13 protein-coding genes are annotated in these 12,625 nt (G+C 68.6%); 1 reads left to right on the forward strand and 12 read right to left on the reverse strand.

The annotated features are described in order from the left end of the window. Window positions 1-45 precede the first annotated feature (45 nt). The 3 genes from IB255_RS30905 to IB255_RS02990 all read right to left on the reverse strand — a co-directional run bounded on the left by IB255_RS30905 (window position 46) and on the right by IB255_RS02990 (window position 1,849). Window positions 46-168 carry a hypothetical protein gene (locus tag IB255_RS30905; protein ID WP_263866016.1) on the reverse strand — a complete coding sequence of 41 codons (123 nt, stop codon included), beginning with the start codon at window positions 166-168 and terminating at the stop codon, window positions 46-48. Beyond that, window positions 165-1,358 carry an MFS transporter gene (locus tag IB255_RS02985; protein WP_139791678.1) on the reverse strand — a complete coding sequence of 398 codons (1,194 nt, stop codon included), beginning with the start codon at window positions 1,356-1,358 and terminating at the stop codon, window positions 165-167. Before IB255_RS02985 ends, IB255_RS30905 begins: the two co-directional genes overlap by 4 nt. Window positions 1,359-1,432: 74 nt before the next feature. Next, window positions 1,433-1,849, reverse strand: coding sequence for a MarR family winged helix-turn-helix transcriptional regulator (locus IB255_RS02990; RefSeq protein WP_081520132.1), 417 nt, complete (start codon window positions 1,847-1,849; stop codon window positions 1,433-1,435). A 225-nt stretch (window positions 1,850-2,074) separates the two neighbouring features. On the opposite strand from IB255_RS02990, the gene IB255_RS02995 reads away from it, so the two are divergent. Continuing rightward, a complete protein-coding gene (locus tag IB255_RS02995) occupies window positions 2,075-3,907 on the forward strand; it encodes an acyl-CoA dehydrogenase C-terminal domain-containing protein (protein ID WP_081520131.1) in 1,833 nt (610 codons plus the stop codon). A 189-nt stretch (window positions 3,908-4,096) separates the two neighbouring features. On the opposite strand, the gene IB255_RS03000 is transcribed toward IB255_RS02995, so the two are convergent. The 9 genes from IB255_RS03000 to IB255_RS03040 form a co-directional block, all read right to left on the reverse strand. Next, window positions 4,097-4,819 carry an adenosylcobinamide-GDP ribazoletransferase gene (locus IB255_RS03000; protein WP_081520347.1) on the reverse strand — a complete coding sequence of 241 codons (723 nt, stop codon included), beginning with the start codon at window positions 4,817-4,819 and terminating at the stop codon, window positions 4,097-4,099. Between the two features lie 92 nt (window positions 4,820-4,911). Further along, a complete protein-coding gene (cobC, locus tag IB255_RS03005) occupies window positions 4,912-5,499 on the reverse strand; it encodes an alpha-ribazole phosphatase family protein (RefSeq protein WP_081520130.1) in 588 nt (195 codons plus the stop codon). Beyond that, the gene (gene cobT, locus IB255_RS03010) at window positions 5,496-6,551 is read right to left on the reverse strand and encodes a nicotinate-nucleotide--dimethylbenzimidazole phosphoribosyltransferase (protein ID WP_081520129.1); all 1,056 of its coding nucleotides are present in this window, start codon (window positions 6,549-6,551) and stop codon (window positions 5,496-5,498) included. Before cobT ends, cobC begins: the two co-directional genes overlap by 4 nt. After that, window positions 6,548-7,069 (reverse strand): bifunctional adenosylcobinamide kinase/adenosylcobinamide-phosphate guanylyltransferase, encoded by a 522-nt coding sequence (cobU, locus tag IB255_RS03015; protein WP_081520128.1) that lies wholly within the window; start codon window positions 7,067-7,069, stop codon window positions 6,548-6,550. The genes cobT and cobU overlap by 4 nt, the downstream gene beginning before the upstream one ends. A gap of 225 nt (window positions 7,070-7,294) precedes the next feature. Next, window positions 7,295-8,734 carry a cobyric acid synthase gene (locus tag IB255_RS03020; protein ID WP_139791677.1) on the reverse strand — a complete coding sequence of 480 codons (1,440 nt, stop codon included), beginning with the start codon at window positions 8,732-8,734 and terminating at the stop codon, window positions 7,295-7,297. An 8-nt stretch (window positions 8,735-8,742) separates the two neighbouring features. After that, complete coding sequence (cobD, locus tag IB255_RS03025) at window positions 8,743-9,744, reverse strand: threonine-phosphate decarboxylase CobD (protein WP_081520126.1); 1,002 nt, start codon at window positions 9,742-9,744, stop codon at window positions 8,743-8,745. After that, window positions 9,744-10,673, reverse strand: coding sequence for an adenosylcobinamide-phosphate synthase CbiB (cbiB, locus tag IB255_RS03030; RefSeq protein WP_081520125.1), 930 nt, complete (start codon window positions 10,671-10,673; stop codon window positions 9,744-9,746). The genes cobD and cbiB overlap by 1 nt, the downstream gene beginning before the upstream one ends. Beyond that, the gene (gene bluB, locus IB255_RS03035; protein ID WP_081520124.1) at window positions 10,670-11,320 is read right to left on the reverse strand and encodes a 5,6-dimethylbenzimidazole synthase; all 651 of its coding nucleotides are present in this window, start codon (window positions 11,318-11,320) and stop codon (window positions 10,670-10,672) included. The genes cbiB and bluB overlap by 4 nt, the downstream gene beginning before the upstream one ends. Then, on the reverse strand, window positions 11,317-12,609 hold the full coding sequence (locus IB255_RS03040) for a cobyrinate a,c-diamide synthase (protein ID WP_081520123.1): 1,293 nt from the start codon (window positions 12,607-12,609) through the stop codon (window positions 11,317-11,319). The genes bluB and IB255_RS03040 overlap by 4 nt, the downstream gene beginning before the upstream one ends. Window positions 12,610-12,625: the final 16 nt, after the last annotated feature.

The raw sequence follows: 12,625 nt of genomic DNA on the forward strand, positions 1-12,625 counted from the left end.
GGGAATCCTCCGGTGATCAGGCCACGCTACCCCGCGCGCCGGTCATCAGCAACTGCCCATTCCGAGCTGCATCAGCGCCAGCCCGCCACGCTGCCAGCCCCACCAGGCAAGACCGGCCAGCGCCAGGCCAAGGCCCAGCACCAGTGCGATCAGCAACGGGCGCTTCACGCGGCCCCCAGTGCCGCGCGCTCGACCGGGCGCTCACGTACCGGCCAGTTGAGCAGGCCGGCCAGCAGGCTGAGGAGGATGGAAACCTGCCAGACCAGGTCGTAGTTGCCGGTGTGGTCATACACGTAGCCACCCAGCCAGCCGCCGAGGAAGGCGCCGATCTGGTGGAACAGGAAGGTGATGCCGCCGAGCATCGACAGGTTGCGCACGCCGAACAGCGTGGCGACCGTGCCGTTGGTGAGCGGCACGGTGGAAAGCCACAGCAGCCCCATGGCGATGCCGAAGGCGTAGGCCGTCCAGACGCTCAGCGGCGCCCAGATGAAGGCGACGATCACCACCGCGCGCAGCAGGTACAGGCCGGTGAGCAGCCGCGGCTTGCTCATGCGTCCGCCGAGCCAGCCGGCGAGGTAGGTGCCGAAGACGTTGAACAGCCCGACCAGCGCCAGCACCGTAGTGCCGACGGTGGCGGGCAGGTGGCGGTCCACCAGGTAGGCCGGCAGGTGCACGCCGATGAACACGACCTGGAAGCCGCAGACGAAGAAGCCCAGGGACAGCAGCCAGAACCCGGAATGCCCGGCCGCCTCGCGCAGCGCCTCGCCAAGAGTCTGCTCGTGGCCCTGCATGGGCAACGGCTTGTCGCGCATCAGCGCCGCCAGCGGCACGATGAAGGCCACCAGCAGGCCCAGCGCCAGAAGCGCGGCGGACCAGCCCAGCCAGCCGATCAGCCCGAGAGTGCCCGGCAGCATGATGAACTGACCGAAGGAACCGGCGGCGGCCGAGATGCCCATGGCCATGCTGCGGCGCTCCAGCGGCACCGCGCGGCCGACTGCGCCGAGGATCACCGAGAACGACGTGCCCGACAGGCCGATGCCGATCAGCAGGCCGGCGCTCATGGAAAGGCTGAAGGCCGAGTCGGAATAGCCCATCAGCACCAGGCCGACTGCGTAGAGAATGCCACCCACCAGCACGGTGCGCATGGCGCCGAAACGGTCGGCGATGGCCCCGGTGAACGGCTGGGCGATCCCCCAGATCAGGTTCTGCAGGGCGATGGCGAAGGCGAAGGTCTCGCGCCCCCAGCCGAATTCGGCGCTCATCGGCGCGAGGAACAGGCCGAAGCCATGGCGGATGCCCAGGGACAGGGCGAGGATCAGGGCGCCGGATAGCAGTATCCAGAACCCCGTGCGCGACAGCTTCGACATCAGTTGCTCCTACACGGGTATATACCCGCTTTTATTCGTTCTTCTAAACAGCACGCAGGCCGCTGCTAGCTCTCCAGCGCGGCCAGTTCATCCAGCAAGGCTTCCAGCTGACGGCGCTTGTCATCGCCCAGGTGCGCAGCCACATCCTGCTGCGCCACGTCCCAGGCGTCGCGCCCGCGCACGATGCGCTCGAGCCCGGCCGGCGTCAGCGCCACGATGCGGTTGCGCTGATCCTCGCCCTCTTCCAGCTTCACCAGGCCATCGGCCTCCAGCGGCTTGAGGTTGCGCCCCAGCGTACTGCGGTCCAGGCCCATGGCATCGGCCAGCTCGGAGATGCTCGGCTGCTCCAGCCGCGACAGGTGCCGCAGCAGGGAGAATTGCGCAGTGGTCAGCCCGACGCCCTTCAGGGCATCGTCGTAGACGCGAGTCACGGCGCGAGCCGAGCGGCGCAGTTTGGTGCAAAGGCATTGGGTCGTCAGCATGGATACGTGTATATACCCGCAACTGTTGCTCGGTCAATGGCCGGCGCGACCGATTGTCCCTTCTGACCGATTGTCCCTTCTGATCGATTGCCCCATCTGGCCTATTGTCCCAACTGCCAGTGTGTGGCGTTGGCGCAGCCAAGGGCATCGTGCGGAGCCGGCCGTATAACTGCGATCAGCCAGCCCCGCGCTTTCGACGGGGCGCATCACGGTCCGAGGTCCCCGATGCCCGTCTACAAAGCTCCGCTGCGCGACACCCGCTTCCTGCTCAACGAAGTCTTCGATTTCCCCAGCCACTACCAGAACCTGGTCAACGGTGGCGAAGCCACGCCGGACATGGTCGACGCCATCCTCGGCGAATGCGCCAAGCTCTGCGAGGAAGTGATCGCCCCGCTCTATCACAGCGGCGACGAGGAAGGCTGCCACCTGGAGAACGGCGAAGTACGCACGCCCGCGGGCTTCAAGGAAGCCTACGACGCCTACGTCGCCGGCGGCTGGCAGGGCCTGTCGCACCCGGTGGAGTACGGCGGCCAGGGCCTGCCGATGAGCCTGGGCGCGCTCAAGCAGGAGATGCTGGGCACCGCCAACTGGCCGTTCTCGATGTACCCGGGCCTGTCGCTGGGCGCGATGAACACCGTCATGCAGCACGGCACCGAGGAACAGAAACACACCTACCTCACCCCGCTCACCGAGGGGCGCTGGGGCGGCACCATGTGCCTGACCGAGCCACAGTGCGGCACCGACCTGGGCCAGGTGAAGACCCGCGCGGAAACCAACGCCGACGGCAGCTACGCGATCACCGGTACCAAGATCTTCATCTCCTCCGGCGAGCACGACCTCACCGAGAACATCGTGCACATCGTCCTCGCGCGTCTGCCCGATGCGCCCAAGGGCACGCGCGGCATCTCGCTGTTCATCGTGCCGAAATTTCTACCATCCCAAAGCAGCGGGTCAGCCGGCGCGCTCGGCCCGCGCAACGGCGTGACCTGCGGCGCACTGGAAAAGAAGATGGGCATCAAGGCCTCGGCGACCTGCGTGATGAACTTCGACGGCGCCACCGGCTACCTGATCGGCGAGCCGAACAAGGGCCTGGAGTGCATGTTCACCTTCATGAACAGCGCGCGCATCGGCACCGCCATCCAGGGCGTCGCCACTGCCGAACTGGCCTACCAGGGCGCGCTCGCCTATGCCCGTGAGCGCCGCTCGATGCGCGCCCTCTCCGGCACCAAGGAGCCGGGCGAGATCGCCGACAGCCTGATGCACCACGGCGACGTGCGCCGCATGCTGCTGACCCAGAAGGCCGTGGCCGAGGGCGGCCGCGCGCTCATCTACCTGGCCACCCAGTACGCCGACAAGATGATCCAGGGCCTGCTGACCAACGACAACGCCGAGTACGACCGCTGGGACGACAAGCTCGGCTTCCTCACGCCGATCCTCAAGGGCTGCCTGACCGAGCTGGGCCTGGAGAGCGCCAACCTCGGCATGCAGGTGTTCGGCGGCCATGGCTACATCAAGGAACACGGCATGGAGCAGATCGTCCGCGACGCGCGCATCGCCACGCTCTACGAGGGCACCACCGGCATCCAGGCGCTGGACCTGCTCGGTCGCAAGGTGCTGCTGATGACCCAGGGCAAGGCCGTGCGCGACTTCACCCGGCAGGTGGCGAAGTTCGCCGTCGAGCTGCTCAAGCAGGAACCGGCCATGCGCGGTCGTGCGCTCACGCTGCTCAGGCTCTGCGCGCAATGGAACCTGCTGACCCTGCGCATCGCCCTCACCGCCCGCAAGCAGCGCGACCTGGTGAGCACCGCCAGCCACGACTACCTGATGTTCTCCGGCTACGCCGCGCTGGCGTACTCCTGGGCACTGCAGGAAGCTGCCGCGCGCAAGCGCCTGCGCCAGGGCGGCAGCGAGTCGAGCGACTTCTACAAGGCCAAGATCGCCACCAGCGACTTCTACTTCGCCCGCCTGCTGCCCCGCGCCAAGGGACATGCGGCAGCGATGGCGAAGCCGGTGCGGTCGATCATGGGGCTGAAGACGGAGCATTTCGCCTTCGATTGACGCATGCGCTTTTTGTAGGAGCGAGCAAGCTCGCTCCTACAGGGTTGCTCCGGCGGCGCAGGGTATCGAGAACGTAGGATGGGTGGAGCTTGCGATACCCATGCGGTCGGTGCCTGAGCAGTGTTGGGTATCGCTGCGCTCCACGCCATCCTACAAGGATGTCCAGGCCAGGCTCGTGGCAAGGCGAGATCAGAGCGCCAAGGCCACCAGCACGGCGCACTCGATCATCTCCAGCATCGCCCCGGCGGTATCCCCGGTGGTACCGCCCAGGCGGGCGATGAAGCGGCTGCGCAGCCAGACGAACACCACCAGCGCGACCACCAGCGCCAGCAGGCCGGTGAGGCCCACCAGCACCATCAGCGCCGCGTTGGCCGCCAGCATCCACGGCATCGCGCCGCGCGGCAGATGATCGGCCAGCGCCTGGCCCAACCCGCCCTTGCGCGCATAGTCGGTGGTGAAGAACAGCAGCGGCAGCGCACAACGCCCCAGCCAGGGCGCCAGCAGCAAACCCCAGTGCTGGTGATTGCCAAGGATCGCGGTGATCGCCGCGAACTTCAGCAGCAGCAACAACACCAGCGCGACCACCGCCGCCGGACCGCAGCGCGGGTCCTTCATGATCGCCAGGGTACGTTCGCGATCACCCAGGCCGCCGATCCAGGCGTCGGCCGAATCGGCCAGGCCGTCCAGGTGCAGGGCGCCAGTGAAAGCCACCCACACCAGCAGGATCAGCGCCGCCTGCAACAGCAGGTGCACGCCACTAAGCAACTCGCCCATGGCGAACAGCACGGCACCGATCAGCAGACCCACCAGCGGGTAATACAGGGTGGCACGGCCAAACTGTTCGGGCGTCGGCATATGCCCCAGCCGCACCGGCAGGCGGGTGAGGAACTGCAATGCCACCAGCGGCAGCAGCCAGTCGCTGAGGTGGGCGGCGTGCGCGTCCGCCCCGCTCTGCTCGGCGGGCTCGGGTGCCTCTTGCTCGCGGTTCCGGTGCGGGTCGTTCATCAATTGCTTGCCTTGTGGATGCGCCAGCCGTCGCCGTCGCGGGTCACGTCCAGCGCCATGCATTCGCCGTGGGCCACCATCACTTCCAACAGGCGCCTGGCCGGCAGGCCGCTGGCCAGCGCGCCGAGCAGGCGCATCACACCGCCGTGGGTGACGACCAGCACGGACGATCCGGCGTGGGCTTGGTAGAGACGCTGCAGCGCCGCGAAGACGCGGGATTCGAAGTCACCCATGGCCTCGCCACCGGGTGGCGGGAAGGCGTATGGATCGTTCCAGAACCGCTCCAGCGCCGCGGCATCGCTCTCCATCAGCTTAGCTGGCGAAATGCCTTCCCACTGACCGAAATCCAGCTCCTGCAGGCCCGGCTCGAAGCCCAGCGGCAAGCCATGGCGCGCCGCCAGCTCCTCGGCGAAAGCCGCGCAACGCTGCAAAGGCGAGCTGACCAGTGCCGACCAGCGGCACTCATCGCCCAGCGCGTCGCGCATCTGCGCCCAGCCGGTTTCGGTCAGCGCATCGTCCAGGCGGCCGCGAAAGCCACCGCCGAGTTCGGTCTCACCGTGACGCAGCAATTCCAGGCGCAGTGTCACGCAGGGCGATCCGACACCGCAGCCTCGGCGAAGGTCGCCATGCCGCTGTGCAACCGACATGCCTGACGCAGCAGCGGCACTGCCAGCGCCGCGCCGCTGCCCTCGCCCAGGCGCAGGCCGAGGTCGAGCAGTGGCTGCGCGTCGAGCGCGGCCAGCACGCGGTTGTGTCCCGGCTCGGCACCAGCGTGGGCGAACAACAGCCAGTCGCGGCAGCCGGGGTTCAGGTGCGTGGCGCACAGCGCGGCGGTGGTGCAGATGAAACCGTCCACCAGCACCGGAATACCCTTCTGCGCGCAGGCGAGATAGGCGCCCACCAGCGCAGCGATCTCGAAACCGCCGAGACGGCACAGGGCCTCGAAGGGCTCGTCGCAGTGGGCGCGGTGCAGCGCCAGTGCGCGGTCGATCACCTCGACCTTGCGTGCGACGCCCTGCGAATCCAGCCCGGTACCGGGGCCGACCAGCGCCTGCGCCGGCTCGTCCAGCAAGGCGCAGGCGAGAGCCGCCGCCGAGCTGGTATTGCCGATGCCCATTTCGCCACCGATGAACAGCTCCGCACCGGCCTGCTGCGCGCGGCGCACGGATTCGCGGCCGGCTTCCAGTGCGATCAGGCACTGGGCCGCGTTCATCGCCGGCTCCTGGGTGAAGTTCGCGGTACCGGCGCCGACCATCACATGCAGCACACCCGGAAGCGGCTCCAGTGGTGTGGCAGTACCCAGGTCGATCACCTCCAGGCGCGCGTCAAGGTCGCGGGCCAGCACGCTGATCGCCGCCCCGCCGCGCACGAAGTTGCGCAGCATCTCGACGGTCACCGCCTGCGGATAGGCCGACACGCCTTCGGCGACCACACCGTGGTCCCCGGCGAACAGGGCGATCCAGATATGTTCCAGAGTCGGCCGCTCACGGCCCTGCAGCCCGGCCAGGCGGATGGTTTCCTCTTCTAGCCGGCCCAGCGCGCCGCGCGGCTTGGTCAACTGGTCCTGGCGCGCGGCGGCCTTGTCCTGCGCCACGCGGTCGATCGGCTGGGTGCCTTGCAGCCACCATTGCAGACTCATAACGCTTCCCCCTTCAACACCATGGGCAGGCCGGCGACGGTGAACACCACGCGCTCGCTGACCTCGGCCAGGGACTGGTGCAGCCAGCCGGCCTCGTCGACATATCGGCGGCTGAGCTCGCCCATCGGCACCACGCCCAGCCCGGTTTCGTTGCTGACCAGAATGATGCGTCCGGGCAGTTGCGGCAGCGTTTCCAGCAGCGCGTCGATCTCGCCGCGCAGGCGCCAGCCGTCTTCATGGATCAGCAGATTGGTGACCCACAGGGTCAGGCAGTCCACCAGCACGCACTGCTGCGGCGCCGCCAGGCGCTCCAGCGCGTCGGCCAGGGCCAGCGGCTCTTCCACCAGGCCCCAGTGTTCGGGGCGGCGCTCGCGGTGCTGGAGAATGCGCGTGGACATCTCGCCGTCGCCGGCCTGGGCCGTGGCGACGTAGGTGACCGGCAGGCCGCTTTCCGCCGCCAGGCGCTCGGCCAGGCGGCTCTTGCCCGAACGGGCGCCGCCGAGGATCAGTTCAAGCATGGACTCTCCGCAATGACGACGTCCCTGTAGGATGGGTGGAGCCTGCGATACCCATCGCATCGCAGCAGGGATTTGATGGGTATCGCTCCGCTCCACCCATCCTACGCTGTGCGATGGTGGCGTTCGGATCGCGCACCTCCGCCGTAGGGCGCATAACGCCGCAGGCGTTATCCGCCGAAACCCTGGCAAGCAGAAACCGCGGATAACCGCGAACGGTCATCCGCCCTACAGTCCGCACAGCCGACTCAATTTTTCCGTATCCAGATGCGCCTCGACCTGATCGGCCAGGCGCTCGATGTCGCGTTCGCGCAGGGCGTGGTAATCGATGCGCTGCACCTCGCGCAGCCCGGCCCAGCGCAGCAGCGCCGAGCTGGATGCGCTGGACTCGAACAGCCCGTGCAGATAAGTCCCCATCACCTGCCCGTCGGCGCTCAGCGCACCGTCACTGCGGCCATCGCTCAGGCGCACGGCCGGGTTCGCCAGCGCCGGGCCTTCGCTGACGCCGGCATGAATCTCGTAACCACTCACCGGCGCGTCCTCCAGCGCCAGCTGGCCGCTGACATTGCGCAGCTGTTTCTCCGGTTCGAGGACGGTGCGGAAATCCAGCAGGCCGAGGCCGTCGCTCTCCCCCGCCTCACCTTCCAGCCCGTACGGGTCGGCCAGGGTGCGGCCGAGCATCTGCAAGCCGCCGCAGATGCCCAGCAGTTTGCCGCCGTAGCGCAGGTGACGGCGGATTGCCTCTTCCCAACCCTGGGCGCGGAGGAAGGCCAGGTCCGGCCGCACGCTCTTGGAGCCGGGCAGGATGATCAGGTCCGCCGGCGGGATCGGCTGGCCGGGGCCGACGAAGCTCAGTTCGACCTGCGGGTGCAGGCGCAGCGGATCGAAGTCGGTGTGATTGCTGATGCGCGGCAGCACCGGCACGACCACGCGCAGGCGCTCGCCGGTCTTGGCGGTCTGGCGGGTATCGATGGCGTCCTCGGCTTCCAGATGGAAGTCCATCAGGTAGGGCAGCACGCCAAGCACCGGCACGCCGGTACGCTCTTCCAGCCAGTCGAGGCCGTTCTGCAACAACGCGATGTCACCGCGGAAACGGTTGATGACGAAGCCCTTCACCCGTGCCCGTTCGCTCTCGGAAAGAAGCTCCAGGGTGCCAACCAGATGGGCGAACACGCCGCCACGATCGATGTCGGCAATCAGGATCACCGGGCAATCCACCGCCTCGGCGAAGCCCATGTTGGCGATGTCGTTGGCGCGCAGGTTGATCTCCGCCGGCGACCCCGCGCCCTCCACCATCACCACCGCGTACTGCGCGCTGAGGCGCTGGTGGGATTCGAGCACCGCCTGCATCGCCACGCGCTTGTAGTCGTGGTAGGCCACGGCGTTCATGCTGGTCACCGCGCGGCCGTGGATGATCACCTGGGCGCCGGTGTCGCTGTTGGGCTTGAGCAGCACCGGGTTCATGTCGGTGTGCGGCGCCAGGTGGCAGGCCTGCGCCTGAACCGCCTGGGCGCGGCCGATCTCGCCGCCGTCGGCGGTCACCGCGCTGTTCAGCGCCATGTTCTGCGGCTTGAACGGCACCACGGCCACGCCCTGTCGGCGCAGCCAGCGGCACAGCGCCGTCACCAGCGTGCTCTTGCCGGCATCCGAGGTCGTGCCCTGCACCATCAGCGTGCTCAACGCAGGCTCTCCATCTGGTTGAAGGTGCGCAGACCGTGCTCCAGGCGCTCCCAGCCCTTCTCGTCCGGCGGCAGGCCGAAGCGCAGGCTGCCGGGCGTCTCGAACAGGCGCACGAGGATGCCCTGGCGCGCCAGGTGATCGCGCAGCGCGTGGGCGCGCATGGAGACCACCCACTGGAACAGCGCCGTGCCGCCCTGCGGGGCGAACCCATGTTCGCCGAGCAGCCCGGCCAGATGCCGGCTCGCCTCATGCAGGTCGCGGCGGCGCTGGATCTGTTCCTGGAACTCGCCCAGCACGGCCTGCGCGATCCACCGCGTCGGGCCGCTCACCGCCCAGGGGCCGAGCAGTTTCGCCAGGCTATCCAGCAGGCGCGGTTCGGCGAAGGCGAAGCCCAGCCGGGCCCCGGCGAGGCCGAAGAACTTGCCGAAGGAACGCAGCACGATCAGTCCCGGACGGCTCGCACAGCTGGGCGCCAGGCTGTGCTCGGGCGTGCAGTCCATGAAGGCTTCGTCCACCACCAGCCAACCGCCGCGTTCCTGCAGGCGCGCGTGCCACTCCAGCAGCACGCCGGCCTCGATGCGCCGACCGGTAGGGTTGTTCGGGTTGACCACCACCAGCACGTCGAAGCGCTCCAGGTGATGAGGGACCTCCTGGTCGCTGACCTCGCGCAGGATGTGTCCGGCGGCGCGCCAGGACTCGGCGTGCTCGGCATAACAGGGTGAGATCACGCCGACCTTGCCCGGCCGGCGCAGGCGCGGCAGCAACTGGATCGCCGCCTGGCTGCCGGGCAGCGGCAGCAGCTTCTCGGCGCCGTAGTAGCGGCGCGCAGCGGCTTCCAGGCCGTCGCTGTCTTCGGGCAGGCGCATCCAGGCGGCTGTCGGCACGCTGGGCAGCGCCCAGGGCCAGGGCGAAATACCGGTGGACAGGTCGAGCCACTCGGAGAGCGGAATGCCGTATTGCTGCGCCGCTTTGCGCAACCGGCCGCCATGTTCGAGCATCAGAGCACTCCCAGGATGAAGATGACCACCAGCCACAGCAGCACGCCCTGACGTACCAGGGCCAGCGCGCGCCAGATGTCCGCGGCGGTCGGCGCCGGGCCTTCGCCCAGCTGCGGGCGTTCATGGAGTTCGCCGTGGTAGCGGGCGGAACCACCGAGCGATACCCCCAGGGCGCCCGCACCGGTCGCCATCACCGGGCCGGCGTTGGGGCTGTCCCACTGCGGCGCCTGTGCGCGCCAGCAACGCAGGGCAAGCCGGGTATGACCGAGCAGCGCGTAGGTGAAGGCCACCAGGCGTGCCGGGATGTAGTTGAGCACATCGTCGATCTTCGCCGCGGCCCAGCCAAAGCGCTCGAAGCGCGCATTGCGGTAGCCCCACATGGCATCGAGAGTGTTGCTCAGGCGATAGAGCACCACGCCTGGTGCACCGGCCACGGCAAACCAGAACAAGGCGGCGTACACCGCGTCACTGCCGTTCTCCAGCACCGACTCGGTGGCGGCGCGGGCCACGGCGGTGTCGTCCAGTTCGGCGGTTTCGCGGCTGACCATGTAGCCCACGCGTAGGCGCGCTTCGTTCAGGTCACCGGCGCGCAAGGCCAGCGCTACCGGCTCGGCGTGTTCGCCCAGGCTGCGCAGGCCCAGCGCGGCGTACAGCGCGAGCGCCTGCACGACCCAGCCGACATAGGGCAGCAGGCTGAGCAATAGCGCGATCAGGGTGAGCGGGATCACCGCCAGTACCCAGGCGGTGACGCCGTGGCTGCGCCAGCCGAGGCCGGGGGTGTCCTTGCCGGCGTCGGCGCGGGAGCGATTGAAACGCCGCTCCAGCCGATCCGCCAGACGTCCGAAGGCCACCAGCGGGTGCCAGCGTCTCGGTTCGCCGAACAGGGCATCCAGCACCACGCCGAGGACGCTCAGCAGGGCCGGGCTCATGGCTGTTCTCCCCAGTGGTTCTCGTACAGCAGCTCGCTGAGCGCGCGCGGTTGGCGCCAGCCTTCCAGGGCCAGCATCGGCGCCGGGTAGAACTCGCTGACCGGGCCAAGGCAGATCACCGCCACCGCCTCGGCGCCCACTGGCAGGCCGAGCAGTTCACCCAGCGCGGCGGGGTCGAACAGCGATACCCAGCCCATGCCCAGGCCCTCGGCGCGCGAGGCCAGCCAGAGGTTCTGGATGGCACAGGACAACGAGGCCAGGTCCATGTTCGGCAAGGTACGGCGACCAAAGACGTGCGCTTCGCGGCCATCCATCAGCGCGGCCACCAGCACTTCGGCGCAGTCGAGCACGCCCTCGACCTTGAGACGCATGAACTCGTCGGAACGCTCGCCCAGTGCCTCGGCGGTGCGCACTCGCTCCTCTTCCACCAGGCCATGGATCGACTGGCGCAGCTCCCGCGAGGTGACGCGGATAAATCGCCACGGCTGCATCAGCCCGACGCTGGGTGCCTGGTGCGCCGCTTCGAGCAGGCGCGCGAGCAGTTCGGGCGCCACCTCGCCGCCGCTGAAATGACGCATGTCGCGGCGCTCGGCAATGGCGCGATAGAGCGCGGCGCGCTCCTCAAGGCTGTAGGCGTGCTCGGTCATGGTCTCAGCAGGTCGGCTGCGGCGTCCGGATTGGACGGCAGGTAGAAATGGATGTAGGAGGCGGTGAGCCGGCCGCGGCGAAACACCGCTTCGGCCACCGGCTTGTCGTTGGGGCAGACACCTCGGGCCAGCGGCTCCTCGCTGCTGTCCAGCAACGAATGGTGGAAGGTGTGCCCGCGCAGGGTGCCTTCGGGCAGCGTCACCGCTTGCAGCGCCAGCGCGGCGAGGCGCTTCTGCATGCGCGCTTCGCCCGGCAGCAGGCCGAGCAGTGCGGCGCGTTCACCGGCCACATCGGTCAGCGCATCGAGCAGATAGAGCATGCCGCCGCACTCGGCGAGGATCGGCTTGCCCATCTCGTGGTGCGCGTGGATGGCCTGGGCCATGGCGCGGTTCCCGGCCAGCGCCTGCAGGTGCAGTTCCGGGTAGCCGCCGGGCAGGTAGAGGCTGTCCACTTCCGGCAACGCGTCATCACGCAGCGGCGAGAAGAACACCAGCTCGGCACCCAGCTCACGCAGCAGGTCCAGGTTGGCCTGGTAGAGGAAGGCAAAGGCGTTGTCCCGCGCCACGCCGATACGCACGTCATCGAGGCGGGAAGATTCGCGGCGCGGCTCGGGTGCGGCAAAGCTCACCGGCAGCGGCAGCTCGGTACTGGCGCTGGCCGCCAGGGCATCGGCGGCGGCGTCCAGGCGGGCGTCGAGGTCAGCCAGCTCGTCGGCCTGCACCAGGCCGAGGTGTCGGCTGGGCAGCTCCACTTCAGTATCGCGCGGCAGCGCGCCATACCAGCGAATCCACTCCGGCAGGCTGTCGCGCACCAGGTCGCGGTGACGCTGGCTGCCGATACGGTTGGCAAGCACCCCGGAGAACGGCAGGTCGCTCTGGTAGGTCGCCATGCCAACGGCCATGGCGCCGAAGGTCTGCGCCATGGACTGGCCGTTGATCACCGCCATCACCGGCACATTGAAGCGCCGCGCCAGGTCGGCCGCAGACGGCGAGCCGTCGAACAGGCCCATCACGCCTTCGATGAGGATCAGGTCGGCCTCGCCGGCGGCCTCCCACAGCAGCCGACGGCTCTCTTCCTCGCCAACCATCCACAGGTCCAGCTGGTAGACCGGCGCGTCACTGGCGCGGGCGAGGATCATCGGGTCGAGGAAGTCCGGGCCGCACTTGAACACCCGCACCTTGCGCCCGAGGCGTGTGTGCAGGCGTGCCAGGGCGGCGGTCACGGTGGTCTTGCCCTGCCCGGAAGCGGGGGCGGCGATCAGCAATGCGGGGCATTGGCGCGAGGTCATACGACGCGCTCCGCCA

Origin of the sequence: Pseudomonas sp. PDM22 (genome assembly GCF_014851965.1) — a bacterium.
Lineage (GTDB): Bacteria > Pseudomonadota > Gammaproteobacteria > Pseudomonadales > Pseudomonadaceae > Pseudomonas.

What these genes read in the sequence shown, in the direction of transcription:
- IB255_RS02990 (WP_081520132.1), bottom strand. Translation starts at nt 1,849, where the DNA reads ATGCTGACGACCCAATGCCTTTGCACCAAACTGCGCCGCTCGGCTCGC.
- IB255_RS02995 (WP_081520131.1), top strand. Translation starts at nt 2,075, where the DNA reads ATGCCCGTCTACAAAGCTCCGCTGCGCGACACCCGCTTCCTGCTCAAC.
- cobT (WP_081520129.1), bottom strand. Translation starts at nt 6,551, where the DNA reads ATGAGTCTGCAATGGTGGCTGCAAGGCACCCAGCCGATCGACCGCGTG.
- cobU (WP_081520128.1), bottom strand. Translation starts at nt 7,069, where the DNA reads ATGCTTGAACTGATCCTCGGCGGCGCCCGTTCGGGCAAGAGCCGCCTG.
- IB255_RS03020 (WP_139791677.1), bottom strand. Translation starts at nt 8,734, where the DNA reads ATGGTGCAGGGCACGACCTCGGATGCCGGCAAGAGCACGCTGGTGACG.
- cobD (WP_081520126.1), bottom strand. Translation starts at nt 9,744, where the DNA reads ATGCTCGAACATGGCGGCCGGTTGCGCAAAGCGGCGCAGCAATACGGC.
- cbiB (WP_081520125.1), bottom strand. Translation starts at nt 10,673, where the DNA reads ATGAGCCCGGCCCTGCTGAGCGTCCTCGGCGTGGTGCTGGATGCCCTG.
- bluB (WP_081520124.1), bottom strand. Translation starts at nt 11,320, where the DNA reads ATGACCGAGCACGCCTACAGCCTTGAGGAGCGCGCCGCGCTCTATCGC.
- IB255_RS03040 (WP_081520123.1), bottom strand. Translation starts at nt 12,609, where the DNA reads ATGACCTCGCGCCAATGCCCCGCATTGCTGATCGCCGCCCCCGCTTCC.